This window comes from Nocardia brasiliensis NBRC 14402, assembly GCF_000308475.2.
GTDB lineage: Bacteria > Actinomycetota > Actinomycetes > Mycobacteriales > Mycobacteriaceae > Nocardia > Nocardia brasiliensis.
The window spans coordinates 14,861-41,081 of the sequence record NZ_BAFT02000046.1 but is presented as its reverse complement, the minus strand read 5'-3'; the positions used below and the strand labels follow the sequence as shown (position 1 = coordinate 41,081).

The window sequence follows — 26,221 nt, the reverse complement described above, 5'->3', positions numbered from 1 at the left end:
GGCGTGATCCGGGCCACGACCGCGCGGATCGACTGCTCCGCGGCCGCGACGCCGCCGGCATTGGCCAGGCCCGGCGTGCCGGATCCGGTGGCGGCGCCGATCTCGTGGCCGTCGCGGCGCAGCGAGGCGCGGCAGCCGGTCTTACCGAGATCGATCGCGAGCACAAGGTCGGTCATGCGGACCATCATGCACAGCGGCCGGGCCGCGCCCGACTCGGTACCGGCGCTACCCGAAGCGCCGACGCGCACCTGCCGCGTCGGCGCTCCGTCGGCGAATTACGGGGTGGAGTAACCGATCAGGGCCCCGATGCCCGCGCCGATCGGGATGGTGACCAGGGCGCCGACACCGCCGAGGAAGAACCCGATCACCGCGCCGATGCCCGCGCCGATCAGGGCGCCGATCCCCGCGTTGTACTGCTTGCGCGCGATGGTGTCGTCCGCCTGATCGACCAGCTGGGCCAGGTGCGCGCTGGTTTCCGGGGCGCTGACCGGTGTCAGCGTGACCGTGCGGCCCGCGTCGGCGAGCTCCGGCCGCAGCGCGAACGTCGCGCCGCCGGCGGTGAACGAGGTGGGTAGCGCAGCGACCACGGTGCCCGCGGCGTCGGTCAGCGTAACCGCGGTCCCGTCCTGGGTGAGCGCGAACGCGCCCGCGTCGACGGTGGTGCGCACGCCGCGGCCGTCGGTTGTCGTGGTGTAGCCGATGCCATGATCGACGCCATACGCGCTGACCTCGGCTGATGGTGTCGAAAGCGGTTCGGCGGCGACGGTGCCCGCGGTGATTCCGGTAGCTCCTACCGCGAGAAGCGCGGTGGCAAATCCTTTGATTTTCATCGTGTTTCCCCACATGTTCTGCTCGGCCACGACAGCCGATAGTTCGGAGTGAAGGCGGATCAGGCCGCTTTTATTCTCGCGCGGGGGCCTGGGCCGAGTGATCGATTCCGCGAATCCCGCGCAACGAAATCCGGCGAATCGCACCGCGAAATCGGCAGGAGCACAGCGGTTCCGGCGCCGATTTCCTGAGTTGCCCTGGCATCGCTGGGAGCTCGCCGTCAACATCCGGACCGGTTGGTTGTGCTGCGCATGATGCCGCGATGATCACCGAGCGCGGCAGGCGACTCGCAAGATCGCGGCCTGGGTGCTGTTCCGCAAGAAGGACTGGCTGTAAACGCCTCACCCGCCGCAAGTTGTCGATCTGATGACAGCGCTTGCCGGAATCGCTACTGTCCGAGGACATTCAAGGCGGATCGTGTCGGCACGCGCTGGTGACCTCACGCGTGTCACGGGTTCCCTCCATTTCTCGACATGGGGAGAAACGCAGTGAGATTCACAAGAGCTGGTGCGTTGACGGCGGCGGTGCTATTGGCCGCGGGCCTCGGACTGTCCGCGTGCTCGTCCGACGAGGACACCGACGCGGGCATCGTGACGACCAATATCACCGAGCCGCAGAACCCGATCGTGCCGACCAGCATGAACGACAACAACGGCAGCCGGATCGCGGACCGGATATTCGCGGGGCTGAAGTATTACGACGCCGACGGTGTGGCGCACAACGACATGGCGCAGTCCATCGAGACGACCGACCGGAAGAATTACAAGATCACCATCAAGCCGGATTGGAAGTTCACCGACGGTACACCGGTGACAGCCGAGTCCTACGTCGATGCCTGGAACTACGGCGCGCTCAGCACCAACGCGCAATTGCAGGGCTATGTTTTCGCGCCGATCGTCGGATACGACGACGTGGCCGCGGAAAAGCCCACCGCGCAGACGATGTCGGGCCTGAAGGTGGTCGACGAGCACACCTTCACCGTGGCGCTGACGCGTCCGTCGATCGACTTCGAGCTCGCGCTCGCGTTCACCCCGTTCTATCCGATGCCCGAGGTCGCGTTCAAGGACATGAAGGCCTACGGCGAGAACCCGATCGGCAACGGGCCGTACAAGTTCGCGCGGACCGGCGCGTGGGAGCACAACGTCAAGGTCGACCTGGTCGCGAACCCGGACTACAAGGGCGCTCGCCCGGCCAAGAACAAGGGCATCAGGTTCGTCATGTACCAGTCGTTCGACACCGCCTACGCGGACTTGATCGCGGGTAATCTCGACGCGCTCGACACCATCCCGGACAGCGCGCTGGCCTCCTACAAGCAGGACCTCGGCGATCGCGCGATCACCAAGCCCACGGCACAGAACCAGCACGTGAGCAGCCAATCCAATATCCCGCACCTGTCCGGCGAGGAAGGCGTGCTGCGCCGTAAGGCGCTGTCCATGGCGATCAACCGGGAACAGATCTGCGAGAACATCTTCCACGGCACCCGGGTGCCCTCGCGCGACTTCACCGCGATCACGCTGCCCGGCTTCGACGGCGACCTGCCGGGCGCGGAGGTGCTGAAGTTCAACCCGACCGAGGCCAAGAAGCTGTGGGCCCAAGCCGACGCCATCTCGCCGTGGTCGGGCCGCTACGAGATCGCCTACAACTCCGACGGCGGGCACCAGGCCTGGATCGAAGCGGTCGCCAACAGCATCAAGAACACGCTCGGCATCGAGGCGATCGGCGCGCCCTATCCGACGTTCAAGGACATCCGGACCGCGATCACCGCGCGGACCATCGGCAAGGCGTTCCGCTACGGCTGGCAGGGTGACTACCCGACCATGCTGCAGTTCCTGACCGCGCAGTATTACACCGGGGCCGGCACCAACAACATCGACTACGCCAACCCCGAATTCGACAAGCTCATCGACGCCGCGCTGGCGGCCGCGTCGCTGGAGGAGTCCTACAAGCTCGTCGGGCAGGCGCAGGCCCTGCTGTTGCGTGACATGGCCGACATCCCGGTGCTCGACTACATCGCCACCGCGGGCCTGGGGGAGAAGGTGAAGAAGGCCGAACTCACCTGGAACGGTCAATTCGACTTCGAGAACATCGAGAAGTAGCCGCCGGACGGGCCGCGCCGCCGGATAATGTCGGCGCGGCTCTGCCGTCGCCACCCGGCTCCGGGTAGGCTGACGCGTCGGTCGAGCACGTGGCGCACGAGGGTGGTGGCGGAATGAGTGAACGGGTATCGGAATCCGTGACGGAGACAACGACGGTCGCCGTGACCGTCCCCGCGACGCCGGAGCAGCTGACCATGCTGCGCGCGCTCGCCGAGACAGTGCTGCTGATCGCGGACTTCGGGCTGGACGAGGTGACCGATATCCGGCTCGCGCTCGACGAGATCGCGACCGTGCTGCTGCAGGACGCGGTGCCCGGTTCGACCATTTCCTGCGCCTTCACCTACCGCGAAGGCGTGCTGAAGGCCGCGATCCAGGCCGTGGGTCGCTCCGAAACCGAGGTCGGGGCAGGCAGTTTCGGCTGGCATATCGTGCAGACACTGACCGACTCGGTCACCGCGACCCGTGCGCCGTTCGACGCGGCCGTCGACGGCTATCCGACTGTCGTCGAATTCGTCTGGGCCCGGGGCGAACTCGATGAGCAATGATGCGACCCGGTCCGAGGTGGACCAGCAGCCGCGTCGTCGTGGCGGCGACAGCTACGACAATATCGAGCCGCAGTTCCTGGAGTTGGCCGCGCTCGACCCGGACGACCCGAGACGCGCGGCGCTACGCGAGGAACTGATCGGTCGCTGCCTGCCGCTGGCCGAGCACATCGCGCGCAAGTTCACCGGTCGCGGCGAGAACTTCGACGACCTGTTGCAGATCGCGCGGGTCGGGATGGTCGCCGCGGTGGACCGTTTCGATCCCACCCAGGGTTCGCCGTTCCTGGCCTTCGCCGTGCCCACCATCATGGGCGAGGTGCGCAGGCACTTCCGGGACTACACCTGGTCGGTGCGGGTTCCCCGGCGGCTCAAGGAGATTCAGCAGACCATCGCGCCCGCGATCGAAACCCTCGCGCAGCGCCTGGGCCGGATGCCCAAGGCGCGCGAGATCGCCGAGGAACTCGGCGCCGACCTCGTCGAGGTCACCCAGGCGCTGATCGCGCGCAACGCGTACCAGACCTCCTCGATCGATGTCGGCTCCGACAGCGACGACGAGAACGCCCCGCGCTCACCGCTGGACAGCCTGGGCGCCGAGGAGCCGGAGTACCGCATCGTCGAGGACTACATGGCGGTGAAACCGCTGATCGCGGCGTTGCCCGAACGGGAACGCCAGGTGCTGGTGATGCGGTTCTTCGAGTCCAAGACCCAGGATCAGATCGCCGCACACCTGGGCGTATCGCAAATGCAGGTCTCCCGGATCCTCGCCAAAACGCTCAGCACCCTGCGCGAACAAGCCCTACGCGACTGACGGCCCGCGCCGGGCTACGGTGGTGCTCGAGCCGACCGACGATTGGGGTGTGCTGTGACCAGCGACAACGCTACGCGACTCGCGGTGCTGATCGACGCGGACAATGCCCAGCCCGGCATCGCCGACGGCCTGCTCGCCGAGGTGGCCAAATATGGAACGGCGCACGTGAAGCGGGCCTACGGGGACTGGACGAGCACGAACCTCAAGGGCTGGAAGGATCAGTTGCTCGCCCAGTCGATCCAGCCGATCCAGCAGTTCGGCTACACCACCGGCAAGAACGCCACCGACTCGGCGATGATCATCGACGCGATGGACCTGCTGTACACCGGCAACCTGGACGGCTTCGTGATCGTCTCCAGCGACAGCGATTTCACGCGTCTGGCCAGTCGAATCCGCGAATCCGGCCTGACCGTCTACGGTTTCGGTCAGCACAAGACGCCGAAGCCGTTCGTCGCGGCCTGTGACAAGTTCATCTACACCGAAAACCTCACCGGCACCATCGAGGAGGCCCCGGCGGGTGCTCGGCGTAGCGCGGCCAAGCAGTTCGAAGGCGACGCCAAGCTGATGAACCTGCTGCGCAACGCGGTCGACGCCGCCTCCGACGACTCCGGCTGGGCCACCCTGGCCGGTGTCGGTTCGATCATCAACAAGCAGCGCCCCGACTTCGACCCGCGCACCTACGGCTACCGCAAATTGGGTGAACTCTTCAGTGCCACCACGCTTTTCGAGTTGGAGACGCGCAGCCCCGGCGAAGGCAAGCAGGCCGTCACCTATGTTCGCGACCTGCGCAGCCTTACGGCGGGCAAGTAGCTCTCACCCGTGATGCTTTGGCCCGGAGCCTGATTCGGCGTGCATGCCGGGCATGTCCATGACCATGGGCGCCGGCTGCCGGCCCGGGGCGAGGACGAGGAATTGGCCCATCATGCCGTGGTCCTCGTGCAGGAGCAGGTGGCAGTGGAACATGTACGGGTAGGTGGGGTCGCTGTGCGTGGCGAAGCGCATGGCCAGGCGATAGACGCGCTGGGGCTCGGTGTAGAGGGTGTCTTTCCAGCCGCCGAGTTCGGGCGGCGGGGCTTGGCCGTCGACGGTGATCACCTGGAATTGGACGTCGTGCACGTGGAAGTTGTGCGGCCAGTTGTCGTTGTTGCGGACCGACCAGACCTGGGTGGTGTCGACCGGAATCGTCAGATCGATGCGGTTCATGTCCATCCGCTGACCGTTGATCATGAACCACTTCAGCTCGAATTCGTGATCGACCGGAGTGTCCGGGGTGGCGAGCGGTGCGATGGCGGTGAGCGAACTGGCAAGGGGCGCAGCTCTTTTCAGGTTTCGACCAGCGCGTAGCAGCACGATGTCGAAGGTGTCGTCGAAGCCGAACGCGGCGGCGCGATCGATATCGCGACGCGCGACGATCGGTAGCGAGCGCAGCATGACCTGCTCACCGTCGCGCAGGCCGACGACGATTTCGGCGCGCTCGCCGGGACTGAGCTGGACGGCGCGCAACGGCACCGGCGCGACGAGCAGTCCGCCGTCCGAGGCGACGAGCTGGAATTCGCGGTCGTCGGCGAACGCGAGCCGGTAGATGCGCCCCGACGACCCGTTGAGCAGCCGCAGCCGGACCCGGTCGGTGCCGACGTCCAGGTGCGCGCCAGCGATGCCGTTGGTGACGATGGTGTCGCCGAGCAGACCGACATCGGTCGGGTCGGATTCGTCCAGTGCGCCGTCGGCGGTGAAGCGCCGGTCCTGGATGATCAGCGGAATATCGTCGACGCCATAGTCTTTCGGGAGGTCGAGCGCGTCGGAGGGGTCGTCGTCGACCAGGAACAGGCCGGAAAGTCCGCGGTAGACATGCTTTTCGGTGGCGCCGTGCGGATGCGGGTGATACCAGAGGGTCGCGGCCTGCTGATCGATCGTCCACTCCGGCGACCAGCTGCCGCCCGCTTCGATCGTCTGATGCGGGCCGCCGTCGTGCCGGGCGGGCACGTGCATACCGTGCCAGTGCACGGTGGTCGGCTCGGCGAGGGTGTTGCGCACCGTGCAGGCGACCGCCTCGTGGCGGCGGGCCCGCAGCGTCGGTCCGAGGATCGACCCGTTGTAGCCCCAGGTCGGGGTGCGCTTGCCCGGCAGCATCTCCGAGCTGCCCGCCTGGACGTCGAGCCGGAAGTGCCGGACGCCGGCGGCGTCCACCGTCGAGGGGGCCAGCGTGGGATGGGCAGCGGCCGGGTGGCCGTGGTGGCCGAGCTCGGCGCGCCCGCGGGTCGCGCCGTGCACGCCGCCGCGAGCGGCAGCACGGCGACTCCGGTGAGGAAGCCTCGTCTCGAGACCACGTCTACTCCTTGTCGTCGGTGTCCGTTCCAGCTTCGATTGCTCATCGATTGCGGAAATCGGCCCCGAAGCCGGTCCTGGCGGCGGCCCGCTCGTCCCGCGGACCCTTGTGCGCGGCTCGCCGACGTGCTAGAAGCTGAGCCCTTCCGGTCCGTGCGCATCGCTCGGCCCGGAGGTCTCGGTGGCCGCGACACCGCAGTCCCTTACCGTGGGACCGTGATGGAGATGGGTTCCCGGCCCGCCGTGCGGTCGGCCGTTCGGTGTCTCCCGCTCGTCGTGGTTCCGCTGCTGCTGGTCGCCAGCACCTTCCCCGGCCAGTACCGGGTGCCCTGGGGTTACTGGGTGTTGGCCATGGTCGCGAGCGGGTTGTTCGTGGTGGGTCGGCGGTGGCCGCTGGCCGTGGCGCTCGCGCTTGCGGCGCTCGCCGTGCCGATGTTCCGGACCGAGGCCTGGGGTCTGTCCGGGCTGGTGCCGTATCTCGGGGCCGTCGCCCTGGTCGAGGCGGTGATGCGGACCCGGAGCAACACCCGGGTGATGCTCGCGACGGCTTGCTGGGCCTGCGCGGTCCTGCTCGGGCGCTGGGGCAGTCACGACGCGTCCCTCTCGCGCGCGGCGATTCTGGTCGAGGCGGGTACCTATGTCGGCGTACCGCTGCTGCTCGGCCTGTACCTGCGCGGCCAGCGGGCGCTGGCGGCGAGCCTGCGACTGCGCGCGGCGGACGCCGAAGCCCGCCGCGCCGACGCCGAACTGCGCACCCGCGCGAACGAACGCAGCGCGCTGGCCAGAGAACTACACGACCTGGTCGCCCATCACATGGCCTCGATCGTGCTGCGAGTCGGCATCGCCCGGCATGTGGCCCCGGATCTGGACCCGGCCATGACCGCGGTGCTCGACGACGTCCGCGACACCGCCACCGACGCGCTCGCCGACATCCGGCGTCTGCTCGCGGCGCTGCGCGATCCGGCGCTCGGCGAGGTCGCGCTCGTGGACGCGGCGGCGGTGCACAAGGAGATCACGGCCGCCGTGCAGCGGGTGCGGGTGGCCGGGTTCACCGTCGACGCGGAGCTGGCGCTCGGTTCGGCGGGCCTGGACGCGATCGGGCGGTTGACCCTGCTGCGGCTGGTGCAGGAATCGCTGACCAATGTGATGAAACACGCCGATCCGGCGGTGCCGGTAAGGGTCGGCGTGCGCGATCGAGACGGTGGGGTGCGGTTGCGCATCGATAGTGGCGGAAAGGGCAGTGCGACAGCGGCTTCGGCGGGCCACGGCATCGTCGGCATGCGCGAGCGAGTGGAACTCGCGGGCGGCACGCTGGATGTCGGTGCGACCGAGCGGGGTTGGGCGGTGGCCGCCTGGTTGCCCGGCGCCGCGGACCGAGCGGCGGTCGCTTCGTGATCACCGTGCTGCTGGTCGACGATCAGCGTCTGGTCCGGGCGGGCCTGCGCATGCTGATCGAGGCCACCCCCGACCTCGAGGTGATCGGCGAAGCCGCCGACGGCGTCGCGGCCATCCGGTCGGCCGCCGAACTGTCACCCGATTTGATCCTGATGGATCTGCGCATGCCCGGCCTGGACGGTGTCGCCGCGACCGAGCAGATCGTCGGGGCGCGACCCTCGGCGAAAGTGTTGGTGCTCACCACCTTCGACGACGACGAGCATCTGTTTCCGGCGCTCGCCGCCGGTGCCGCGGGTTACCTGATCAAGGACACCGAGCCGAGCGAGCTGCTCACCGCCATCCGCCGCACTGCAGACGGCGACATGCTCTTCTCGCAGAACCTGCTGCGCCGCCTCGTCGATCGCGCCGTGACCACCCGGCCGGAACCGGAACCGCCTGCCGCGCAAGCGGAATTGACGCCACGCGAACGAGAGGTGCTGTCCCTGGTCGGCGCGGGCTGGAGCAATCAGGAGATCGCCGACCGCCTGCACCTCGGTGTCACGACGGTGAAGACACACGTCGCGAACCTGATGGGCAAGACCGGCTGCGACAACCGGGTGCGCCTGGCGGTCTACGCGCACAAGCTGAAGTGAGGGTCAGGGTGGCGGCGTGCGGCGGGTCTTGCGGGCGGGCTCGCGTTCGCTGATCGCCTCACCGACCATGGCGCGCACCGCGTCTCGGAGTCCGTAGAGCGGATGGTGGCCGACGGGCCCCGCACCCGGGTCCTCGCGGAGTTCCTTCAGCAGTGACCAGCACAGCGCGAGCATCACCAGGACGAAGGGGAGCGCCACGAGGATCGTGGCGGTCTGCAAGGCGCCGAGGCCACCCGCGACGAGCAGCACGGCGGCGACCCCGGCCATCAGGATGCCCCAGGTGACCACCAGCCAGGACGGCGGATTGAGCGCCCCGCGGCTGGTCAGCGAGCCCATGACGAGCGAGGCGGAATCGGCGCTGGTGACGAAGTAGGTCATCACCAGGATCATCGACACCCAGGAGGTGACCGTGCCCAGGGGCAGCGCGTTCAGCATGTCGAACAGCGAGGCCTCCGCGTCGGCGGCGTTGGCGGTGAGATCGGCGACGCCGGTGCTGCTCAACCGGATGGCGCTGCCGCCCATGATGCAGAACCACACCACGGTGACCCCGCTGGGCACCAGCAGCACCCCGATGAGGAATTCCCGGATGGTGCGCCCGCGCGAGATCCGCGCGATGAAGGTGCCGACGAACGGAGCCCAGGACAACCACCAGGCCCAGTAGAAGATCGTCCATTTGCCGAGCCAGGTCGAATCGGCGTAGGCGCCGGTCCTGGTGGCCATCGGCAGCAGGTTGGTCAGATAGTTGCCGATGCTCGACGGAATGCTGTCCAGCACATACACGGTCGGGCCGAGCACGAAGACGAACACCATGAGCAGCGCGGCCAGCGCGATGTTCACCGTGGACAACCACTTGACGCCCTTGTGCAGACCGGAGAAGGCGGACAGGACGAACGCGGCGCTCAGCGCGCCGATGATGATCAACTGCACGGTCACCGTGTCCGGCGCGTTCGCGGTGAGCTGCAAACCCTTGGCGACCTGGAGCGCGCCGAGCCCGAGGCTGGTCGCGGTGCCGAACACGGTGGCGAACACCGCGAGCAGATCGATCGCCTGCCCGGCCCAGCCCGCGGCCCGGCGGGCACCGAGCAGGGGGACGAACGCGGCGGAGAGCCGGTTGCCGCGCCCCTTCCGGAAACCCGCGTAGGCCAGGGCGAGCCCGACGATGCCGTAGATCGCCCACGGCGTGAGCGTCCAATGGAACAGCGAATACTGCAGGGCGGTACCGGCGGCGGCGGCGGTCTGCGGCGCGATGCCGGTGGACGGCGGCGGCTCGACGAAATGCTGGAGCGGTTCACCGACTCCGTAGAACATCAGGCCGATGCCCATACCCGCGCTGAACATCATGGCGATCCAGGCGAGGTTGCTGAATTCCGGTTCGGCGTCGTCCTTACCGAGCCGGATCCGGCCGAACCGGCTGACCGCGATCACCACGCAGAGCACCAGGAAGACGTCGGCGGACACCACGAACAACCAGTCGAAGTTGCCGAGCACCCAGTTCAGTGCCGTCTCGGAGGCGGTGCCGAAACTGTCCTTGCCCAGGGCCGCCCACCCGGCGGCCGCCACCACCGCGGTGACGCCGATGCCGATGAGCCGCAGATCCGGCGCGGTCGAGGTCTTGTCTGTCTCGGTAGCCATCGCGATCCACTATTACGGGTAACCGCTGGATAGCCGAAGGGACGCGCCGCCGTTCACCGTTGTGCGGCGTAGATCTCGAGCTCGCGCAGGTCCGGCCGGGCGGCCGGGTCCGAGGCGGACAGGGTCAGGCGCAGGTAGCGGGCCGTGAGCGGGCGGGTGGGCGCACCGGTGGCGGGATCGAGGTCGACCGCGGTCCACGTGTGATTGTCCGGCGAGGCCTCGAAGGTGGCCGCCGGGGCCGGGCCGGACCAGCGCGGAAGTATCCGGCCGACCGATGTGCCGGTGCCGAGGTCGACGGTGTAGGTGGCCGGTCCGGCGCCCGGCGCCCAGCCGGTGCCGACGCTGCCGTCGACCGCGGCGTCGGCGTAGCGCCCCGGTTCCTCGGCGCTCGCCGTGACGGATTTGCAGCGGGCGAGGTTGTCGGTGGGAGTGCGGTCCGGGCGGCGGGTCGGCAGGGTCAGCGGCTCGTCCCGGCTGACCGTCGCCACGCCGGTCGGCGTCCGGACCTGCACGGCCGCACCGTCTTTCAAGATGATCCTGGTCTGGTCCGGCCCCAGTTCGGCGTCGAAAGTCCGGCCCTGCCAGCGCATTCCGTGCAGCTGCAGGCCGGAGCTCAGCTCCGGCGGCAGCATCGGATCGACCCGTATCTCATCGGCGCGCTGGCGCAGGCCGAGCAAACCATTGGTAAAGGTCTGCAGGAAACCGCCCGCGGCCGTGACGAAAGTGAAGGCGGGCGCACCCGCCAGCGCATCCTTGACCCCTACCTTGTTGCCGCGAGCCTCGGCGAACTGCCCGAACGGCGCGCGCATGAACGGGCGCACGGCGCGTTCGAGGTAGGTGTTGGTGGTGCAGCCGGGCGTACCGATGGTCGCGGCGTCGATGGCGTGCACCGAATCGGTCATCGCGGGGCCGTCGGGATCGGTGTGCTCGGCGTAGTACTCCAAGGTCCTGGCCGAAACCTCCGGCGGCATAGGCCATTCGAGCGGGTAGACGAGCAGGACGGTATCCGCCTGTTTGATCGGTGTGCCCGCGTAGCCGTCGTACTGGGCGAAGATCTGCCGTTCGGCGTCGAACGGCATGCGCAGCCGATCGGCGATGGCGACCCATTGGGGCGGGGCGGGCGCGCCGACGAGCTGCGCGGCGCTGGTCGCATTGCGCAGCGCCAGTGCGGCTACCGCGTTGGTGTAGGCGCCGTCGCGCACGCCGTTGCTGTATTCGTCCGGGCCCGCGACGTTTTCGATCGAATAGCTGCCGTCATCGTTCGGTGTCACCCGGGAAGCCCAGAACTCGGCGAGGTTTCGCATGATCGGCCAGCCGCGCTCGCGCAGATACCCGGTGTCGGCGGTGGCCAGGTAATACTGCCAGGCCGCGAGCGAGATATCGCCCTGCAGGTGGATCTGGGTCAGGCAGTGCGGCGGATCCCAGCTGTGGCATTCGGCCAGCGCGCCCCGGCTCGCACTGGTCCAGGGGTAGAACGCGCCGCGCAGGCCGAGCTGCGCGGCGTTGGCCTGCGCGGCGGGCAGCGTCTTGTAGCGGTACTCCACCACGGATCTCGCGAGTTCGGGCGCGAATTGCAGCAGGGCCGGGAACATCCAGATATCGGCGTCCCAGAACACCGCGCCCGCGTAGTTGTCGCTGCTCAGCCCGACCGGTGAAAGGCTGTTGTCCTGTTCGGGATTGGTGCCGGCGTACAGCGAATAGAGCGCGCCGCGCACCCAGTTCTGCAACTCGGGGGCGTCGGGTGTCTCGATATCGCCGCGCCACAGCGCGCGCCAGATCGCGGCCGTACCGGCCAGCAGCTGCGGCCAGCCCCGGTCCGCGGCACGGCGTGCGGCGGCGCGCGCCGCGGCGGCGGGCTCGGGCGCGGTGAGCTGGGTGTCGACGCCGACGAATTTGGTTATTGCATAAGACTTCCCGGCTTCGACCGGGAACCTGCTCTGCTGTTCCGCGGTGAGTTCACGGGCCGGTCCGGGCTGTACGGGATGTCCGGTGCGCAACACCGAGGCGACCTCGCCGGGCACGCCGGTGCCCTCGGTGCGGAAACCGACGCCGATCCCGTCGCCGCGCGCGCCGGCGTCGACGGGGGTGAGCCTGCGCGCTCCGGCGCCGTCGAGGCGGTCGGTCACGGTGAGTTCGCCGGACCAGTGCGGCACCACGGTCAGGTGGACCGCGCCGACATGCTGGTCGGCGCGGTCGGCGAGCACCTCGTACACCAGGTCGGTGGCCTTGCCGTCGCGGCCGGTCCAGGTGAGCGTCGTGCGCACCAGTCCGCAGCGCAGGTAGCGGGTCTGCGCGAACTTCGTGATCTGCGCGGCGGGCGTCGCGGTGGAGAACGTGTCGTCGCCGGCGCCGACGGTGAGCGTGGACCAGTTCGGGATCGCCGCGGCGACTTCCCGATCGTCGGCCAGACCCGGTGTGTGCCCGTACAACCCGGCCACGAAGGCGCCGTCGTAGCGCGGCGTGTACAGCGGCCAGCCGGACGGCTCACCGGTGAGCGCGTAGCCGGTGCCGCGGGGCGGGACACGCAGCCCGAGATAGCCGTTGCCGACGAACGGATGCTGGTCGAACGCGGCGTCCACGTCGGTGTTCGAGGACATCCAGCCGGGATCGGACGAGGCGGCGTCCTCGGGGCACACGTGCGCGGCGTCGGCCTCGCCGGTGTGCCGGACGGCGTAGAGCACACCGCAGGCCACGAGAATCACTGCGGCGACGAACGCGGTGCCGATCAAGAACCTGGTGCGCGAAGCCAAACCGTACCTCCATGTGCTGCATGGACGATCGTGTGGTGCTCGGCGATACGGGGTTCATCCTATGTCCGGCGTCGCGTTCGGGCAGCAGTCGTCGCGGCTCTGGTCATACGGCGGTCAGGGGGTGGCGGTAGTGGCGTCCGGGTCGAAACCGCCGGGGATCTCGTAGATCACGCCGGTGAACGTGGCGCCGAACAGCCGGCCCGCCGAGAAGCCGGTCGGGCCGCGACCGTAGGTGAGCACACTGGTCAGCGGATTGCCGCCGGCGAGCACGCAGTATTGATTCGGCGCGTCGATCCGGATCACCTGTCCCGCGGTGTTCAGCGGAACCACCGGCCGGTCCAGCGAATCCAAGGTCAGCCCGTCCGGCGCGGCGAGCGCGTCGGCGCCGCCCAGGTCGAGCAGCGACTGGGGTGCGCCCGGGTTCGCCGTCGGAATCCGGCTCACTCCCGGGTTGGCGAATGTCCTTCCCACATACAGGTATTCGTCGTCCCTGCCGAGCACCGCGCCGTTCGCACTCGGGAACGCCGCCCAATCGGCCTGCACCACGCGGTTCGGATACACCCGGCCGATCAGCGCACCGAAATCGTTGGTGGCATAAACCGTTCCGTCCTGCGCGACGTCCATGCCGTTGGCCGCGCTGAGCCCGGCCGCGAACGGGGTGAGCGCGCCGGTGTCCGGATCGAGTTCGACGATGCCCGCGTGCCGCAGCGCGTCGCCCGCGAACACGCGGGCGTCCGCACCGTAGCCGACGAGCAGTGTGCCTTCCGGCGTCCAGGCCAGCGCGCCCCCGCCGCCGCTCGGCACGGTCGCGATCGGCACCGGGACCGCACCCGGGGCGTCGATCCGGTAGACCCGGCCGGTCGCCAGGTCGGTGGTGTATGCCCGGCCGCGCGCGTCGACGGTCAGCCCCTCCAGCGCGCCGGGCAGCGCCGCGACGGGAACGGTCGGTTGCCCGGCGCCCGCGCACACCGGTGCGGCCTGGGCCGCGGGCGCGGCCACGGCGGACACCGTCGCGAACGCCAACGCCGCCAATACCGTTGCTGCCTTGCGCAGTTCAGTCATGGTCTCCCTTTCCCGACGGGTGCGCCGGTGATGAACCGTTTCCGGCCGCGGCGGCCTGGGGCGTCGCCCGCCGGTCGCGGCGGCGACTCGTGCGGTATGCCCATGGCACAGCGCAGTATGCCTCGGCGGACCGGAAATCGGCGGCGATGTCGGTGACGGTGGCGCGCCAGGTCCGGTTTACCCTTTGCTGAGGCCGGATGGGCGGCGACCAGGTGCGTCGCGCCCGGCGTGTGAAGGGACTGGTGCGATATGACCGACGAGGTGGCGACCCCGCCGTTCACCGAAATCATCAACGGAGCACTGGAATTCACCATTCCGGTCGCGCACCGGATGGGGATCACGGCGGCCGAGGTGCGCCGCGGCTTCGCGGCGACGACGGTGCCGGTCGAGGGCAACGGCAACCACTTCGGGGCGATGTACGCGGGGGTGCTGTTCACGGTCGCGGAGATCCTCGGCGGCGCGATCGCCATCGCGACCTTCGACAATTCCGCGTACTACCCGCTGGTGAAGGACCTGCACGTGTACTTCCGCAAGCCGGCCAAGACCGATGTGCGCGCCGAGGCGACGCTGTCCGACGCGGAGATCGCCCGGATCGAGGCCGAGGCCGCCGCGAACGGGAAGTCCGACTTCACGCTGCGGGCCGTGGTCACCGACGCCGCGGGCGTGGTCGTCGCGGAAACCGAAGGTCTCTACCAGTTGCGCGCCCACGGCAAGTAGGGACGTCGGCGTGGCGGCGTCCCGCTGACCGGGACTCGGCACCGGACGTTGCGAGCGGAAACACAATTTCGCTGTGATCTCGGGCACATAACGTAACGATAACTGAACGCTCGTATAACCCTTTCCGGCTGCTCGGAAGGGGAAATAGCAATGCCCTCTCAGTTTGTGTCGACAATTCATCCGTGATCACCGCGTGATTTGCAGCGAATTCTTCGCTACCGTCGCCGAAGCCCGATCGAAGACGGGCTCGAACTCGGACCGTTGAACGCCGGTAACCCTGTCCCACGGTCCGCGGATCCCCGACCTACCTGGGGGCAGGGACGCGACCTCGACGGTCGTGTCGGTGGGCGCAGGCAGGAAACTCCCTATGTCGCTCAACAGCAAGTTCAGCGCTCGTGCCCTCGGCCTCACGGCCGCGCTCGGCGCTTTCGTCGTCGTCCCGTTCGGCCTGTCCACCGCCACCGCGTCCGCGCACAACTGGGATGCTGTCGCGCAGTGCGAGAGCGGCGGCAACTGGGCCATCGAGACCGGTAACGGCTTCTCCGGCGGTCTGCAGTTCACCCAGAGCACCTGGGAGGCCAACGGCGGTGTCGGCCGGCCGAGCAACGCGAGCCGGGCCGAGCAGATCCGGGTCGCCGAGAACGTGCTCGCCACCCAGGGTGCCGGTGCCTGGCCGGTCTGCGGCGCCCACCTCTGACGCCGATCGGCGCCTGCCGCGAAACGCGGTAGGCGCCGGGCTATTTCGGGGCGATTGCGTCACCGGTGGAAGGCGTCGAGTTTTCCGGTGATATCCATGGAGCTGCGCTGTTTCGCGTGCCGCCGAATGCGGGTGTGCGCAGCGAGTATTCAGATATTTCGTCCCATCTTTCGGAACTAGAACACGTTTCGGTCTCGGGCCGGGAAATGCCTGCGCGTGGTGATACCCATCACTACCCTGTTGCCACCCGGCTCTCTCGGTGCTGGATCGTCGTGGATCCAGCCGAGATGCCGTGGTCAGAAAGGCATCTCGACCATGAGTTCGACCCCGACCGCAGCCCCACCGACGCTTCTCACCGGGCTGTGGCAGCGCAAGCTACCGCACTACCCCGACACCCCAGCCCGCTCCTGGTACCTGACGGTCGTCGTCGTCACCTCGATCGCGCTCTACTACCAGTTGTTCGTCACCGGCGCGGTGGGCAACGAACTGATCGCCTACTTCGAGCTGTCGTTCGCCTACTTTGTCTGGATCTTCATCATCGGCGCGGCCTTCGGCGCCGTGGCCTCGGTGCTGGCCGGGGTGCTCGACCGCTGGGGGCGCGCGAACATCGTCGCGTACGGCGTGGTGATCTGCTCGCTGCTGACGCTGTTCGCGGTGCCCGCGACCACGACGAAGGAGCAGTACCTCTTCGTCTACTGCGTGGTGAGCATCGTCGAGGGCGCGGTGCTGGTGGCCACGCCCGCACTCATCCGCGACTTCTCGCCGCAGCTCGGCCGGGCCTCGGCGATGGGCTTCTGGACCCTCGGCCCGGTGATCGGCGCGCTGGTCACCACCGGCATCTCCACCAGGACGCTCGACGCGCACCCCGACTGGCAGTATCACTACCGGCTCTGCGGCGTGATCTGTCTCGTCATCGCGGTGTTCGCGGTGATCGGCCTGCGTGAGCTCAGCCCGCCGTTGCGCGACCAGATCATGGTCTCGCTGCGCGACCGGGCGCTCATCGAGGCGCGGGCGCGCGGTTTGGACGTGCGCAAGCTCGAGCAGGGGCAGTGGCGCCAGATGCTGCACCTGGACATCGTCGGCTCGGCGTTCGGGATCAGCCTGTTCCTGGCGTTCTTCTACACGATCGTGTCGTTCCTGACCGTCTATATGGCGACCAATTTCGGCTTCAGCCCGGCCAAGGCGAACGCGCTGGGCAACTGGTACTGGACCGCCAACGCGGTGGCGCTGGTGCTGGCCGGGCTCGCCTCGGACTACCTCAAGGTGCGTAAGCCGTTCATGATCGTCGGCGCGGTGCTCAGCATCGTCGGCATGTACCTGTTCATCGGGTACACCGACGACCCGGACACCGGCTATTACACCTTCGCCTGGGTGTTCGCCCTCATCGCGATCGGGACGGGCATCGCCTACTCCACCTGGATGGCGAGCTTCACCGAGACGGTCGAGCAGCGCAATCCCGCGGCGACCGCGGTGGGTCTCGCGGTGTGGGGCGGGATGCTGCGCGGCGTGGTCACCGTGGTGCTGTTCGGGCTGCTCGTGGTGGTGAACGCGGCGGGGCCGCTGGTCAACCACGGTCCGCGGTTGCACGAGATACAGACGCGCTACGGTGCCCAGCTGGCCACGATCCAGCAGGTGGGGCCGGAAACCCTGGCGGTGCTGGGCAAAGATCCGAACGACCAGGCGGCTCAGCTGGCGGCGCTGACGAAGCTGACCGGGGTCACGCCCGCCGAGATCCAGGCGGCGTTCACGCTCAACGCCCGCTACCCGGACGAACTGGCGACGTTGCAGGCGATCGAACCCGCCACCCAGGCGGCGCTCGCCGCGAACCCCGCCGACGCCAACGCGGGACTCGCGGCGGTGGGTCAGGTCGCACGGAAGTTCGGTATCCCGCCGGATCAGGCGATCGCCCGGCTCACCGCGGTCCAGCAGATCCCGCCCGCCGAACTGGCCGGCGCGACCGCCGTAGGCCCGAAGCTGAACCAAGCACGGGCACAGCTGGAGACGGTCGGCACCATCCCCGCCGCCGACCAGGCGTACCTGGCCGCGCACGGGAAAGAGGTGCAGCAGGCCAAGGACGATTCGCCGGAGCAGTGGGCCCGCTGGTGGTGGATCTGCCTGCTCGCACAGGTCGCGTTCCTGCCGTTCGTTTTCCTGATGGCCGGGCACTGGTCGCCGAAACGAGCCGCGGCGGCGGCCGCCGAGCACGACCGGGTGGTTCAGCGTGAGCTGGCGGAACTGACGCCGGTGCCGACCGGGCGCTAGCGCGTAATCGCGGACGGCAACGGGTGGTCCGGCTCCAGGGCGGGTAGGCCGTCGATGCTGGTCGCGTTGTCGCCCGCGATGCGCTTGGCGAAGTCGGCGTCGCCGCGGCGGTCGTGCAGCGCGTCGAGCACCGGGCGCTCGTCGACGAGTTCGAGATAGGGGACCGAATACCCGCAGGAGTCGGCGATCCGGTCGATGCTGACCACAATGACACCGCGCAGGCCCGGATGCTGGAGACCGAAATGCGGTCGCAGCGTGTCGAATTCGGCGGAATCGGGCCGGACGAGCCGACCGGTGCCGAAGAGCCGCAGGATCTTCGAGGTGCGGGTGAACGAGCAGAACATGATGGTGATCCGGCCGTTGTCGCGCAGGTGCGCGATGGTCTCCGCGCCGCTGCCGTAGAGATCGAGGTAGGCGAAGGTGTGCTCGTCGAGCACCGCGAAGGTGTCGCGATAACCCTTGGGGGACAGGTTCACCCGGCCGCCCTCGGACGGTGCGGTGGCCACGAAGAACATCGATTGCTCGCCGATGAACTTGCGGAGCGCGTCATCGAGCTGTGCGAAGACCTTCGCCATCGGGGCCCCTTCCCATGTCGTCCCACGATCGGACACCGATGAGCGTAACGCCGCGACACCCGGTCGCCCGGCGGCTGAGGCTTAGATCACGCCTAGGCCCGCCAGATCTGCGCACCCGCGCGGGAGACGACGATGTTGGGCACCACGGCATTGCGGGACAGGCGCGTGATCGCCAGCACCAGTTCGGCGATGTCCCCGGTGGTCAGCATCGCCGATGGGGCGAGCACGTCGCGCTTCCACGCCGTCATGTCGGTGTCGACGTAGCCGGGGGAGATCGCGGTCGCGCTGACGCCGTTCCCGGACTCTTCCAGCGAAACGGTTTCGCAGAGCGAGATCAACGCGGCCTTGGTCGCGCCGTACGCGGCCAGGCCCGCTTCGCCCGCGACGCCGGTGATGGAGGCGAGCGCAACGATTTTCGCGCCACGGTGCGGATCGTCGGCGGCGCTCTTGCGGAGCAGGGGGAGCGCGGACTGGATGAGCGTGAGCGGAGCGCGGAAGTTCACGTCCAGCATCCGCTCATAGCTTTTCGGCGGCATCTCGGCGACCGTGCCCGCGGTGCCGGTGCCCGCGCTGAGCACCAGCGCGTGCAGGCCGTCGAAGCGGTCCGCGTGCGCCCGCACCAGTTCCCGCACCTGCGCGGGGTCGTTCATCTGCGCGACAACGGGATTCACCGCGGCCCCCGTTTCCGCGTGCAGGCGGCGCGCCGCCTCGTCGAGCGTGTCCTTGTTCCGTGCCGCGATGGTGAGCTGGTAACCCTCGGCGGCCAGACGGCGCGCCACCTCGGCGCCGATACCGCGGGAACCGCCGGTGACCAGCGCGCTGCGGGCCGCGCTCATCCGAGGGTCTCCAGACCGATGTCGAGCAGCAGCGGGACGGCCGCGCCGATCGTGGCGAAACCGTCGCCGACGGTCTTGCCCGCGAGGAAACGCTGATGGATGCCCTCGGCGATGACCGCCAGCTTGAAATAGCCGAGCGCGCGATAGAACGGCAGCCGATCGAGGGCGAAACCGGTTGCGGCCGCATATCGTTCGGCCACCTCGTCGCTGCTGGGGAAGCCGGGATTCGCGCTCGGGGCATGCCGGACGCCGAGCACCGGCTCGCAGCGATTGTCCCAATAGACCTGTAGCAGGCCGAGATCGGCGAGCGGGTCGCCGAGCGTGGCCATCTCCCAGTCGACGACCGCGGCGATCCGGCCGGGGTCGGTGCGGTCCACGATCGTGTTGTCCAAGCGGTAGTCGCCGTGCACGATGGTCTCGGCCGACTGCTCGGGCACGGTGCGCCGCAGGGCCTCGGTGAGCCGGTCCAGTGCGTCGAGTTCCCGGGTGGCGACCCGATCCCACTGGCCGCGCCAGCGTTTCACCTGCCGGGCCAGATACCCTGCGGGACGGCCGAATTCGGTGAGACCGGCGGCGGCGTAGTCGACCGCGTGCAAGGCGGCGAGGGTGTCCACGAGGGCGTTGCCCGTGGCCCGCGCCTGCTCGGTGGTGAGCGCGGCCGTCTGGTCGCCGTCCTGCAGGACCAGCCCGTCCACGAACGAGACCACCGCGAACGGGACGCCGATCACCGCGGTGTCCGCGCACAGCGCGATCGCCTGCGCGACCGGGACATTCGTATCGCGCAGGGCCGCGACGACGCGGTATTCCCGGGCCATGTCGTGCGCGGTCGGGGTGAGCGGCCCGAGTGGCGGGCGGCGCAGCACCCAGTCGTGCGTGCCGTCGCTCAACCGGTAGGTGAGATTCGACTTGCCGCCCTGCAACAGCGTCGCGGTCAGCGGGCCCGCCGTGTCTGGGACGTGCTGCTCGAAATACCGTTGCAGCGCAGGAAGATCCAGACCCGCGGGCGTCATCCGAGCCGCTCGATGATGGTGGCGTTGGCCAGTCCGCCCGCCTCGCACATGGTCTGCAGGCCGAAGCGGCCGCCGGTCTGTTCGAGATGGTTCACCAGGGTGGCCAGGATGCGGGTGCCCGATGCGCCGAGCGGGTGGCCGAGGGCGATCGCGCCGCCGCGCGGGTTCAGCTTGGCGGGGTCCGCGCCGAGCTCGTGCTGCCACACCAGCGGCACCGGGGCGAACGCCTCGTTCACCTCGTAGGCGTCGATCTCGTCGATGGTCAGCCCGGCCCGCGCCAGCACCTTGCGGGTGGCGGGCACGACCGCGGTGAGCATCAGCAGCGGATCGTCGCCGACCACGGCGAAGGAGTGGAAGCGGGCGCGGGGACGCAGACCCAGCTTGGTCGCCGCCGCCTCGCTCATGATCAACGCCGCCGAGGCGCCGTCGGTCAGCGGCGACGAGTTGCCCGGCGTGATGGACCAGTCGATTTCCGGGAAGCGCCGGGTGAACTGTTCGTCCACGAACGCGGGCCGCAGTGCGGCCAGACCCGCGGCGGTGGTGCCGGGGCGGATCGTCTCGTCCGCGGTCAACGTGCCCGCCGCGAGCAGTTCATGGTCGAAACCGCCCGCGGCGGCGGTCTCGGCGGCCAGCCGGTGCGAGCGGGCGGCGAACTCGTCGAGCGCGGCCCGGTCGAACTTCCAGCGCGCGCTGATCACCTCCGCCGCGATCCCTTGCTGCACAAGACCTTCGGGGTAGCGGTGGGCCAGCGGACCCTGGTTCGGATCCTTGCCCTGCGCGTTGGAGAACATCGGCGCGCGGCTCATCGACTCCACACCGCAGGCGATCGCGATGTCGTACGCCCCCGACATCACGCCCTGCGCCGCGAAGTGCGCCGCCTGCTGACTCGACCCGCACTGCCGATCCACCGTCGTGGCGGGCACCGACTCCGGGAAGCCCGCCGCGAGCGCCGCCGTCCGGCTGATGTTGAACGCCTGCTCGCCGCTCTGCGTCACACACCCGCCGACCACATCGTCGATCAGCGCCGGATCCAGGTCGTTGCGCGCTACCAGTTCGCGCAACACCCCCGCCAGCAAGGTCGCCGGATGCACGTCGGCGAGCCCACCCCCGGCCTTGCCCTTGCCCGACGGCGTGCGCACCACATCAACGATTACGGCGGACCCCATAGCCCTCTCCGATCAACTTAAGTTACCTGCGATTCTGGTCTAAGTTAACACGGATTCGCGCGGTTGCCGCCGTCGACGCACTGCTCGTCCCGGAGTCTCGACGTCAGAGGTCGAAGACTGCAGCCAGCGATTCGGCGACCACGGCGCGCTCGATCCAGCTCTCCAGCTGTTCGGTGTCGGTGCAGGCCATGATGCGGGTGTGGAGGTCGTCGGGGACGGTGAAGCGGCGCACGGCGAGAATTCGCAGCAGCGATTTCGCCTCGCCTTTCGCCTCGCCTTCGGCGCGCCCCTGATCCAGCAGGCCGTCCATGAATTCGTCGCGGTAGATGGAGCTGGCCATGAGTTCCTCCAGGGCTTTGGTGGCCGCGTCCGAGGCGGCATGCCGGACAAAACGAGTGTAGGTGTTGCGGGTCTCCCGATCGAGGTCGGCGAGGTTGTCGAGAACCATGCGCCGGGTGGCGTCATCGTCCAGATCGAGGGCGTGGGTGAGGCTGGCCAGGACGGTGAGTTCGGGTGTGGCGGTACGGAAGGCGGAGCTGTTCGGGGCAGGGGTGTTGTGCGGGCCGATGACGATGGGGGTCAGATCGAAACCGGGGTGCCCGGTGCGCACGGTGCGGCGGCAGGCGCGTGCGGTGGCGGGGCTGTCCGTGATGACGACCAGGACGGCATCGCATTTGTGCTGGGCCTGGGCGACGGCGACATACGCGGGCCACGCCCTGCGCTTTCGGCGTTTCGGTGGCGCGGATTGGGATTCGGTGATGACCGCGAGTTTGCCGTGCGCGCCTTCGAGCAGGGTGACGGCATCGGCCAGGTACTCGGGCGGTTCGCAGGTGCTGAGGTTGCTGTCGGTGATGGTGGCGCGAGTGTCGGCGGCGAGCGGAATGCCGGTACCCGCCAGGAGCGCGGCGGCCAGCAGTGGGTTGTGACGCAGCAACTCGAGTGGGGCTTCGTGGCGGAGGCTCGGCATGGCACGCAGCGTGCCAGTGGGTACCGACAAGAATTGGGGCTCAAGGGTTTTCGGGGGTACGACACGCCGTGGACGTCGCACACCGATTGTGCGGTCGGGTTGGCGGAGGGCCTGCTCGGAGGTGTGCCGCACTGCGATTCAGGACGGATAGGTGTGTGTTTCGGTGGCTTTTACGGCGGCCCAGAGTCGGATGCCGGGTTGCAGGCGGAGGTCGGCGACGGTGGCGGGGGTGACGTCGGCGAGGACGGGTGGGGCGCCGTCGAGGCGGACCCGGATGGTGTGGGCGTGCTGTTCCAGGCCGGCGATGGTGACGGGCCAGGTGTTGCGCTGGCTGCCGGCGGGTTGTTCGGGGTGCAGGCTGACGGCGGTGGGCGGGAAGGCCACGTGCACCGGGCCGCTGCCGGGTTCGGCGACGGTGAGGGTGCCGCCCGCGTCGAGTTCGACCGTGGTGCCCGCGGCTCGGCCGCGATACAGGTTGAGGCCCACCAGGTTTGCCACGTAGTCGGAGCGCGGCCGCCGCGCGACCTCGCTCGGCGCACCCTCCTGCACGACCCGGCCGTGCTCCAGGATGATCAGCCGGTCGGCCAGCACCATGGCGTCGAGTGGATCGTGCGTGACGAGCACGGTGTGACCCGGGTAGTCGGCGAGGTGATGGGCCAGGTCGGCGCGCACCCGCAGCCGGGTACTCGCGTCGAGCGCGGCCAGCGGCTCGTCCAGGAGCAGCAGCGCGGGCTCGGTGGCCAGCGCCCGCGCCAGCGCGACGCGCTGGGCCTGCCCGCCGGACAGCGCGCGCGGTTTCGCGTGCGCCTGCTCGGCGAGCCCCACCCGGTCCAGCCACTGTGCGGCCCGTTCCCGGGCGACCGCGCGCCGGCTGCCGCGCGCCCGCAACCCGAACGCGACATTGTCCACGGCGCTGAGGTGACCGAACAGCAGATAGTCCTGGAACACCACGCCGACCTCGCGGCGTTCGGCGGGCACGAACACCTTCGGCGGTGCGTCCCAGACCTTTTCGCCGATCTGCAGCGCACCGGCGGTCAGCGGCGTCAGCCCCGCCAGCGCCCGCAGCGCGGTGGTCTTGCCCGCGCCGTTGGGGCCGAGCAGGGCGACGACTTCCCCGGGCGCCACGGACAACCGCAGATCGAGTTCGAATTGCCCGCGGGTGACCCGTAGTTCGGCGGCCAGGCTCATACCGCGCCTCGGATCCACCGCTCGCGCAACGCGACCAGCACCACCACCGACACGGTGAGCAGCACCAGGCTGAGCACGATCGCGTCCTCGGGGTCGGATTCCAGGGCGAGGTAGACCGCGAGCGGCATGGTGGTGGTCTTGCCGGGGAAGTTGCCCGCGAACGTGATCGTGGCTCCGAATTCGCCGAGCGCCCGTGCCCAGCACAGCACCCCGCCCGCGACGACGCCGGGCAGCACCGAGGGCAGCGTGACCCGCCGGAAGGCCAGCCAGCGCGAGGCTCCCAGGGTGGCCGCCGCCTCCTCGAAGCGGGGATCCGCCGCCCGCAGCGCGCCTTCCACCGAGATCACCAGGAACGGCATCGCGACGAACGCCTCCGCGACGATCACCCCGGCGGTGGTGAAAGGTAGTGAGACGCCGAACCATTCGTACAGATGCCGCCCGATCAACCCGCGCCTGCCCAGCACGAGCAGCAGCGCGACACCGCCGACCACCGGCGGCAGCACCAGCGGCACGGTGACCAAAGCGCGCAGCACCCCGCGTCCGGGGAGGTCGCCGCGCGCGAGCAGCCACGCCAGCGGTACGCCGAACAGCAAGCAGAGCACCGTCGCCGAGCTCGCGCACACCAGCGAAAGTTGCAGGGCCTGACCGACTTCGGCGTTGAACAGGCGGTCCGGCAGGCCGCGCCACGGCGTCCGCCACAGCAGGCCGACGAGCGGCACCAGTAAGAACGCCAGCGCGCACAGTGCGGGCAGCAGCAGGACGAGCGGTCGCCGCCCCGTGGCCGTCCGCCGCACCGTCCGGGTCACGGGTTGTCGAATCCCGCCTCGGTGAACACGGCGCGGGCCTGCGGCGACTGCACGAACTCGACGAACGCGGCGGCCGCAGCCGCGTTGGGGGCGTGCGCGAGCGGCGCGACCGGATAGTCGTTGATCGCCTTGCTCGATTCCGCGAAGTCGATGCCTGCGACCTGGTCGCCCGCCGCCCGCACATCGGTCCGGTAGACCAGCGCCGCGTCGACCTCACCCAGCTTGACCTTGGTCAGCACCGCTTTCACGTCGGCCTCGCGGGTGTCGGGCTGCGGGATGACCCCTGCGGCCTCGAACACGGTCTTGGCGGCGGCACCGCACGGCACCTGTTCGGCGCACAGCGCGAGCTTCGGTTCGGTTTTGCCGAAGTCGGCCAGCCCGGTGATATGGCCGGGGTTGCCTTTCGGAACCGCGATCTCGAGCCGGTTGCGCACGAAGGTGACCGGCGCGACGGTCACCTCTCCCTTGTCCTGGACCTGCCGCATGTTCTTCGGCGCGGCCGAGGCGAAGACGTCGGCGGGCGCGCCCTGGTTGATCTGCTCGGCCAGCGCCGAGCTGGCGCCGAAGCTGTAGACCACCTTGACACCGGGGTGCGCGGCCTCGAACTGCGTACCGAGTTCGGTGAAGGTCTCGGTGAGCGAGGCCGCGGCGAACACCGTGACGGTGCCGCCGATCCCGCCCGTGCCCGCGGACTCGGCCGTGTCGTCCGAGCCGCAACCGGCCAGGCTCAATACGGTGACGCCGACCAGTGCGGCGCTACTCAGCGAACGAATCATGTTCGATCTCATCAGCTTTCCGGAATCTCGACGACGACGTGGGTGGATTTGACCGAGGCCACCGCGACGCTGCCGACCTCGAGCCCGAGCTCGTCGACGGATTCCCGGCTCAGCAGCGAGACCAGCCGGAACGGACCGGCCTGCATTTCGACCTGCGCCATCACGGTGTCCTTGACCACCCGCGTCACGATGCCGCGCATGCGGTTGCGGGCGGAGGCGGCGACGGTGACGCCCGGTTCCAGCGTCTCGGCGGTCGCCTGGAGGAATTCGGCCAGCTCCCGGCCGCGGACGCCCTTGCGTCCGTTGCCGAGCTGGATCGCGGTCAGCTTGCCCTGATCGATCCACCGGCGCACGGTGTCGTCGCTGACACCCGCCAGCACCGCTACCTCGCTGATCCGCAAATTCGACACAGAGGGCAGTATATTTCCGCATCTGCGGAAATCAAGGGTCAGCTGCCGCGGCGGCGGGACGCGACCGATACCTCCGGAATGGGCCTGCTGTGGCGATTGTGACGAGAGCCGCGGTGAACTCCCTCACAGCGGCCGCATGGCCATTGCCCGCCAGGCGTGCCGAAACCGCCGTCCGGGCATGCCTTTTCATGGGATGACCGCGTCGGCACCGGTCGCTCCAGCACCGCTCGAGCAGCGCGTACGCCACCGTCGATCACTACATTGAAGGGGATTTCGCAGTCCCATCTGATGGAGGAATTTCGGTGCCGCTTATCGATCTGGGTTCGTCCGCGTTGAATCTGGCGAACGTAGTCACGTCCATTGCCGCCAACATCACCTACCTGCTGCAGGCCTGGCACGTCATCTAGACGAGGTGCTGTCCCGGCGGCGTCCCGGCGTTCGCGTCGGCCGCCGGGAACAGGCGATGGATCAGCGCCGCCGCGGCGAGCAGCCGCGATCCGTCGGGTTCGCCGGGATCGATGCCGGTGAGGTCGGCGATGCGGCGCAGGCGGTAACTGAAGGTATTGGGGTGGATGTGGATGCCCGCGGCCGCGGTCTTGCGGTCGGTGCCGTGGCGCAGATGTGCGTCGAGGGCTTCGATGAGGTGGGGACTGTCCAGGATCGGCGTGATCCGCTCGGCCAATCGGTCCCGGCGGTCCGGGACGGGTGAGCTGATATTCGAGTAGCAGATCATCGAGGCGA

At 69.0% G+C, this 26,221-nt stretch carries 22 protein-coding genes and 2 pseudogenes; 9 read left to right on the top strand and 15 right to left on the bottom strand.

Annotated features, from left to right (window positions below; genetic code table 11):
- Positions 1-275: 275 nt before the first annotated feature.
- Positions 276-830: a DUF8020 domain-containing protein gene (locus TY25_RS15100; protein WP_042256760.1), complete on the bottom strand. Its 555-nt coding sequence runs from the start codon at positions 828-830 to the stop codon at positions 276-278.
- A 471-nt stretch (positions 831-1,301) separates the two neighbouring features.
- Here TY25_RS15100 and TY25_RS15095 point away from each other — a divergent pair, with 471 nt between their 5' ends.
- From TY25_RS15095 to TY25_RS15080, 4 genes are all read left to right on the top strand, one after another.
- On the top strand, positions 1,302-2,924 hold the full coding sequence (locus TY25_RS15095; protein WP_042256751.1) for a peptide ABC transporter substrate-binding protein: 1,623 nt from the start codon (positions 1,302-1,304) through the stop codon (positions 2,922-2,924).
- Between the two features lie 113 nt (positions 2,925-3,037).
- Positions 3,038-3,469 carry an ATP-binding protein gene (locus tag TY25_RS15090; RefSeq protein WP_042256750.1) on the top strand — a complete coding sequence of 144 codons (432 nt, stop codon included), beginning with the start codon at positions 3,038-3,040 and terminating at the stop codon, positions 3,467-3,469.
- The gene (locus tag TY25_RS15085) at positions 3,459-4,274 is read left to right on the top strand and encodes an RNA polymerase sigma factor SigF (RefSeq protein WP_042256749.1); all 816 of its coding nucleotides are present in this window, start codon (positions 3,459-3,461) and stop codon (positions 4,272-4,274) included. Before TY25_RS15090 ends, TY25_RS15085 begins: the two co-directional genes overlap by 11 nt.
- Before the next feature lie 54 nt (positions 4,275-4,328).
- Complete coding sequence (locus TY25_RS15080; RefSeq protein WP_042256748.1) at positions 4,329-5,084, top strand: NYN domain-containing protein; 756 nt, start codon at positions 4,329-4,331, stop codon at positions 5,082-5,084.
- A gap of 3 nt (positions 5,085-5,087) precedes the next feature.
- On the opposite strand, the pseudogene TY25_RS15075 reads toward TY25_RS15080, so the two are convergent.
- A pseudogene (locus TY25_RS15075) lies at positions 5,088-6,646 on the bottom strand (multicopper oxidase family protein).
- 172 nt (positions 6,647-6,818) lie between these two features.
- Here TY25_RS15075 and TY25_RS15070 point away from each other — a divergent pair.
- Positions 6,819-7,994: a sensor histidine kinase gene (locus TY25_RS15070; RefSeq protein WP_042256746.1), complete on the top strand. Its 1,176-nt coding sequence runs from the start codon at positions 6,819-6,821 to the stop codon at positions 7,992-7,994.
- On the top strand, positions 7,991-8,626 hold the full coding sequence (locus TY25_RS15065; RefSeq protein ID WP_042256759.1) for a response regulator: 636 nt from the start codon (positions 7,991-7,993) through the stop codon (positions 8,624-8,626). Before TY25_RS15070 ends, TY25_RS15065 begins: the two co-directional genes overlap by 4 nt.
- A gap of 3 nt (positions 8,627-8,629) precedes the next feature.
- Here TY25_RS15065 and TY25_RS15060 read toward each other — a convergent pair whose 3' ends face one another.
- The 3 genes from TY25_RS15060 to TY25_RS15050 form a co-directional block, all read right to left on the bottom strand.
- Complete coding sequence (locus TY25_RS15060; RefSeq protein ID WP_042256745.1) at positions 8,630-10,258, bottom strand: BCCT family transporter; 1,629 nt, start codon at positions 10,256-10,258, stop codon at positions 8,630-8,632.
- A 53-nt stretch (positions 10,259-10,311) separates the two neighbouring features.
- A complete protein-coding gene (locus TY25_RS15055; RefSeq protein WP_042256743.1) occupies positions 10,312-13,008 on the bottom strand; it encodes a discoidin domain-containing protein in 2,697 nt (898 codons plus the stop codon).
- Between the two features lie 114 nt (positions 13,009-13,122).
- On the bottom strand, positions 13,123-14,070 hold the full coding sequence (locus tag TY25_RS15050; protein ID WP_042256742.1) for an SMP-30/gluconolactonase/LRE family protein: 948 nt from the start codon (positions 14,068-14,070) through the stop codon (positions 13,123-13,125).
- Between the two features lie 249 nt (positions 14,071-14,319).
- Between TY25_RS15050 and TY25_RS15045 the strand changes: the two genes are divergently transcribed.
- The 3 genes and pseudogenes from TY25_RS15045 (at position 14,320) to TY25_RS15035 (ending at position 17,746) form a co-directional block, all read left to right on the top strand.
- On the top strand, positions 14,320-14,787 hold the full coding sequence (locus tag TY25_RS15045) for a PaaI family thioesterase (RefSeq protein ID WP_042256741.1): 468 nt from the start codon (positions 14,320-14,322) through the stop codon (positions 14,785-14,787).
- Positions 14,788-15,154: 367 nt separating this feature from the next.
- Positions 15,155-15,481, top strand: a pseudogene (locus tag TY25_RS15040) (transglycosylase family protein); the annotation flags it as partial.
- Between the two features lie 318 nt (positions 15,482-15,799).
- Positions 15,800-17,746 (top strand): MFS transporter, encoded by a 1,947-nt coding sequence (locus TY25_RS15035; RefSeq protein WP_042256737.1) that lies wholly within the window; start codon positions 15,800-15,802, stop codon positions 17,744-17,746.
- Here TY25_RS15035 and TY25_RS15030 read toward each other — a convergent pair.
- The 10 genes from TY25_RS15030 to TY25_RS44050 all read right to left on the bottom strand — a co-directional run bounded on the left by TY25_RS15030 (position 17,743) and on the right by TY25_RS44050 (position 26,213).
- Positions 17,743-18,321, bottom strand: a complete 579-nt coding sequence (locus TY25_RS15030) for a pyridoxamine 5'-phosphate oxidase family protein (RefSeq protein ID WP_042256735.1) — start codon at positions 18,319-18,321, stop codon at positions 17,743-17,745. The two genes, TY25_RS15035 and TY25_RS15030, sit on opposite strands and share 4 nt — an antisense overlap.
- Before the next feature lie 92 nt (positions 18,322-18,413).
- Complete coding sequence (locus TY25_RS15025; RefSeq protein ID WP_042256734.1) at positions 18,414-19,157, bottom strand: SDR family NAD(P)-dependent oxidoreductase; 744 nt, start codon at positions 19,155-19,157, stop codon at positions 18,414-18,416.
- A complete protein-coding gene (locus TY25_RS15020; protein ID WP_042256732.1) occupies positions 19,154-20,167 on the bottom strand; it encodes a phosphotransferase family protein in 1,014 nt (337 codons plus the stop codon). The genes TY25_RS15025 and TY25_RS15020 overlap by 4 nt, the downstream gene beginning before the upstream one ends.
- Complete coding sequence (locus TY25_RS15015) at positions 20,164-21,333, bottom strand: thiolase family protein (RefSeq protein ID WP_042256731.1); 1,170 nt, start codon at positions 21,331-21,333, stop codon at positions 20,164-20,166. Before TY25_RS15015 ends, TY25_RS15020 begins: the two co-directional genes overlap by 4 nt.
- Before the next feature lie 103 nt (positions 21,334-21,436).
- Positions 21,437-22,300, bottom strand: a complete 864-nt coding sequence (locus tag TY25_RS15010; RefSeq protein WP_042256730.1) for a hypothetical protein — start codon at positions 22,298-22,300, stop codon at positions 21,437-21,439.
- Positions 22,301-22,438: 138 nt separating this feature from the next.
- Positions 22,439-23,488, bottom strand: coding sequence for an ABC transporter ATP-binding protein (locus tag TY25_RS15005; protein ID WP_042256729.1), 1,050 nt, complete (start codon positions 23,486-23,488; stop codon positions 22,439-22,441).
- A complete protein-coding gene (gene modB, locus TY25_RS15000) occupies positions 23,485-24,294 on the bottom strand; it encodes a molybdate ABC transporter permease subunit (RefSeq protein WP_042256728.1) in 810 nt (269 codons plus the stop codon). Before modB ends, TY25_RS15005 begins: the two co-directional genes overlap by 4 nt.
- Positions 24,291-25,070: a molybdate ABC transporter substrate-binding protein gene (gene modA / locus TY25_RS14995; RefSeq protein WP_042256727.1), complete on the bottom strand. Its 780-nt coding sequence runs from the start codon at positions 25,068-25,070 to the stop codon at positions 24,291-24,293. The genes modB and modA overlap by 4 nt, the downstream gene beginning before the upstream one ends.
- An 11-nt stretch (positions 25,071-25,081) precedes the next feature.
- Positions 25,082-25,480, bottom strand: a complete 399-nt coding sequence (locus TY25_RS14990; protein WP_042256725.1) for a TOBE domain-containing protein — start codon at positions 25,478-25,480, stop codon at positions 25,082-25,084.
- A 403-nt stretch (positions 25,481-25,883) separates the two neighbouring features.
- A complete protein-coding gene (locus tag TY25_RS44050) occupies positions 25,884-26,213 on the bottom strand; it encodes a helix-turn-helix domain-containing protein (RefSeq protein ID WP_236639119.1) in 330 nt (109 codons plus the stop codon).
- Positions 26,214-26,221: the final 8 nt, after the last annotated feature.

What these genes read in the sequence shown, in the direction of transcription:
- TY25_RS15100 (WP_042256760.1), bottom strand. Translation starts at nt 830, where the DNA reads ATGAAAATCAAAGGATTTGCCACCGCGCTTCTCGCGGTAGGAGCTACC.
- TY25_RS15095 (WP_042256751.1), top strand. Translation starts at nt 1,302, where the DNA reads ATGGGGAGAAACGCAGTGAGATTCACAAGAGCTGGTGCGTTGACGGCG.
- TY25_RS15090 (WP_042256750.1), top strand. Translation starts at nt 3,038, where the DNA reads ATGAGTGAACGGGTATCGGAATCCGTGACGGAGACAACGACGGTCGCC.
- TY25_RS15085 (WP_042256749.1), top strand. Translation starts at nt 3,459, where the DNA reads ATGAGCAATGATGCGACCCGGTCCGAGGTGGACCAGCAGCCGCGTCGT.
- TY25_RS15070 (WP_042256746.1), top strand. Translation starts at nt 6,819, where the DNA reads ATGGAGATGGGTTCCCGGCCCGCCGTGCGGTCGGCCGTTCGGTGTCTC.
- TY25_RS15060 (WP_042256745.1), bottom strand. Translation starts at nt 10,258, where the DNA reads ATGGCTACCGAGACAGACAAGACCTCGACCGCGCCGGATCTGCGGCTC.
- TY25_RS15050 (WP_042256742.1), bottom strand. Translation starts at nt 14,070, where the DNA reads ATGACTGAACTGCGCAAGGCAGCAACGGTATTGGCGGCGTTGGCGTTC.
- TY25_RS15045 (WP_042256741.1), top strand. Translation starts at nt 14,320, where the DNA reads ATGACCGACGAGGTGGCGACCCCGCCGTTCACCGAAATCATCAACGGA.
- TY25_RS15035 (WP_042256737.1), top strand. Translation starts at nt 15,800, where the DNA reads ATGAGTTCGACCCCGACCGCAGCCCCACCGACGCTTCTCACCGGGCTG.
- TY25_RS15030 (WP_042256735.1), bottom strand. Translation starts at nt 18,321, where the DNA reads ATGGCGAAGGTCTTCGCACAGCTCGATGACGCGCTCCGCAAGTTCATC.
- TY25_RS15025 (WP_042256734.1), bottom strand. Translation starts at nt 19,157, where the DNA reads ATGAGCGCGGCCCGCAGCGCGCTGGTCACCGGCGGTTCCCGCGGTATC.
- TY25_RS15020 (WP_042256732.1), bottom strand. Translation starts at nt 20,167, where the DNA reads ATGACGCCCGCGGGTCTGGATCTTCCTGCGCTGCAACGGTATTTCGAG.
- TY25_RS15015 (WP_042256731.1), bottom strand. Translation starts at nt 21,333, where the DNA reads ATGGGGTCCGCCGTAATCGTTGATGTGGTGCGCACGCCGTCGGGCAAG.
- TY25_RS15010 (WP_042256730.1), bottom strand. Translation starts at nt 22,300, where the DNA reads ATGCCGAGCCTCCGCCACGAAGCCCCACTCGAGTTGCTGCGTCACAAC.
- TY25_RS15005 (WP_042256729.1), bottom strand. Translation starts at nt 23,488, where the DNA reads ATGAGCCTGGCCGCCGAACTACGGGTCACCCGCGGGCAATTCGAACTC.
- modA (WP_042256727.1), bottom strand. Translation starts at nt 25,070, where the DNA reads ATGATTCGTTCGCTGAGTAGCGCCGCACTGGTCGGCGTCACCGTATTG.
- TY25_RS44050 (WP_236639119.1), bottom strand. Translation starts at nt 26,213, where the DNA reads ATGATCTGCTACTCGAATATCAGCTCACCCGTCCCGGACCGCCGGGAC.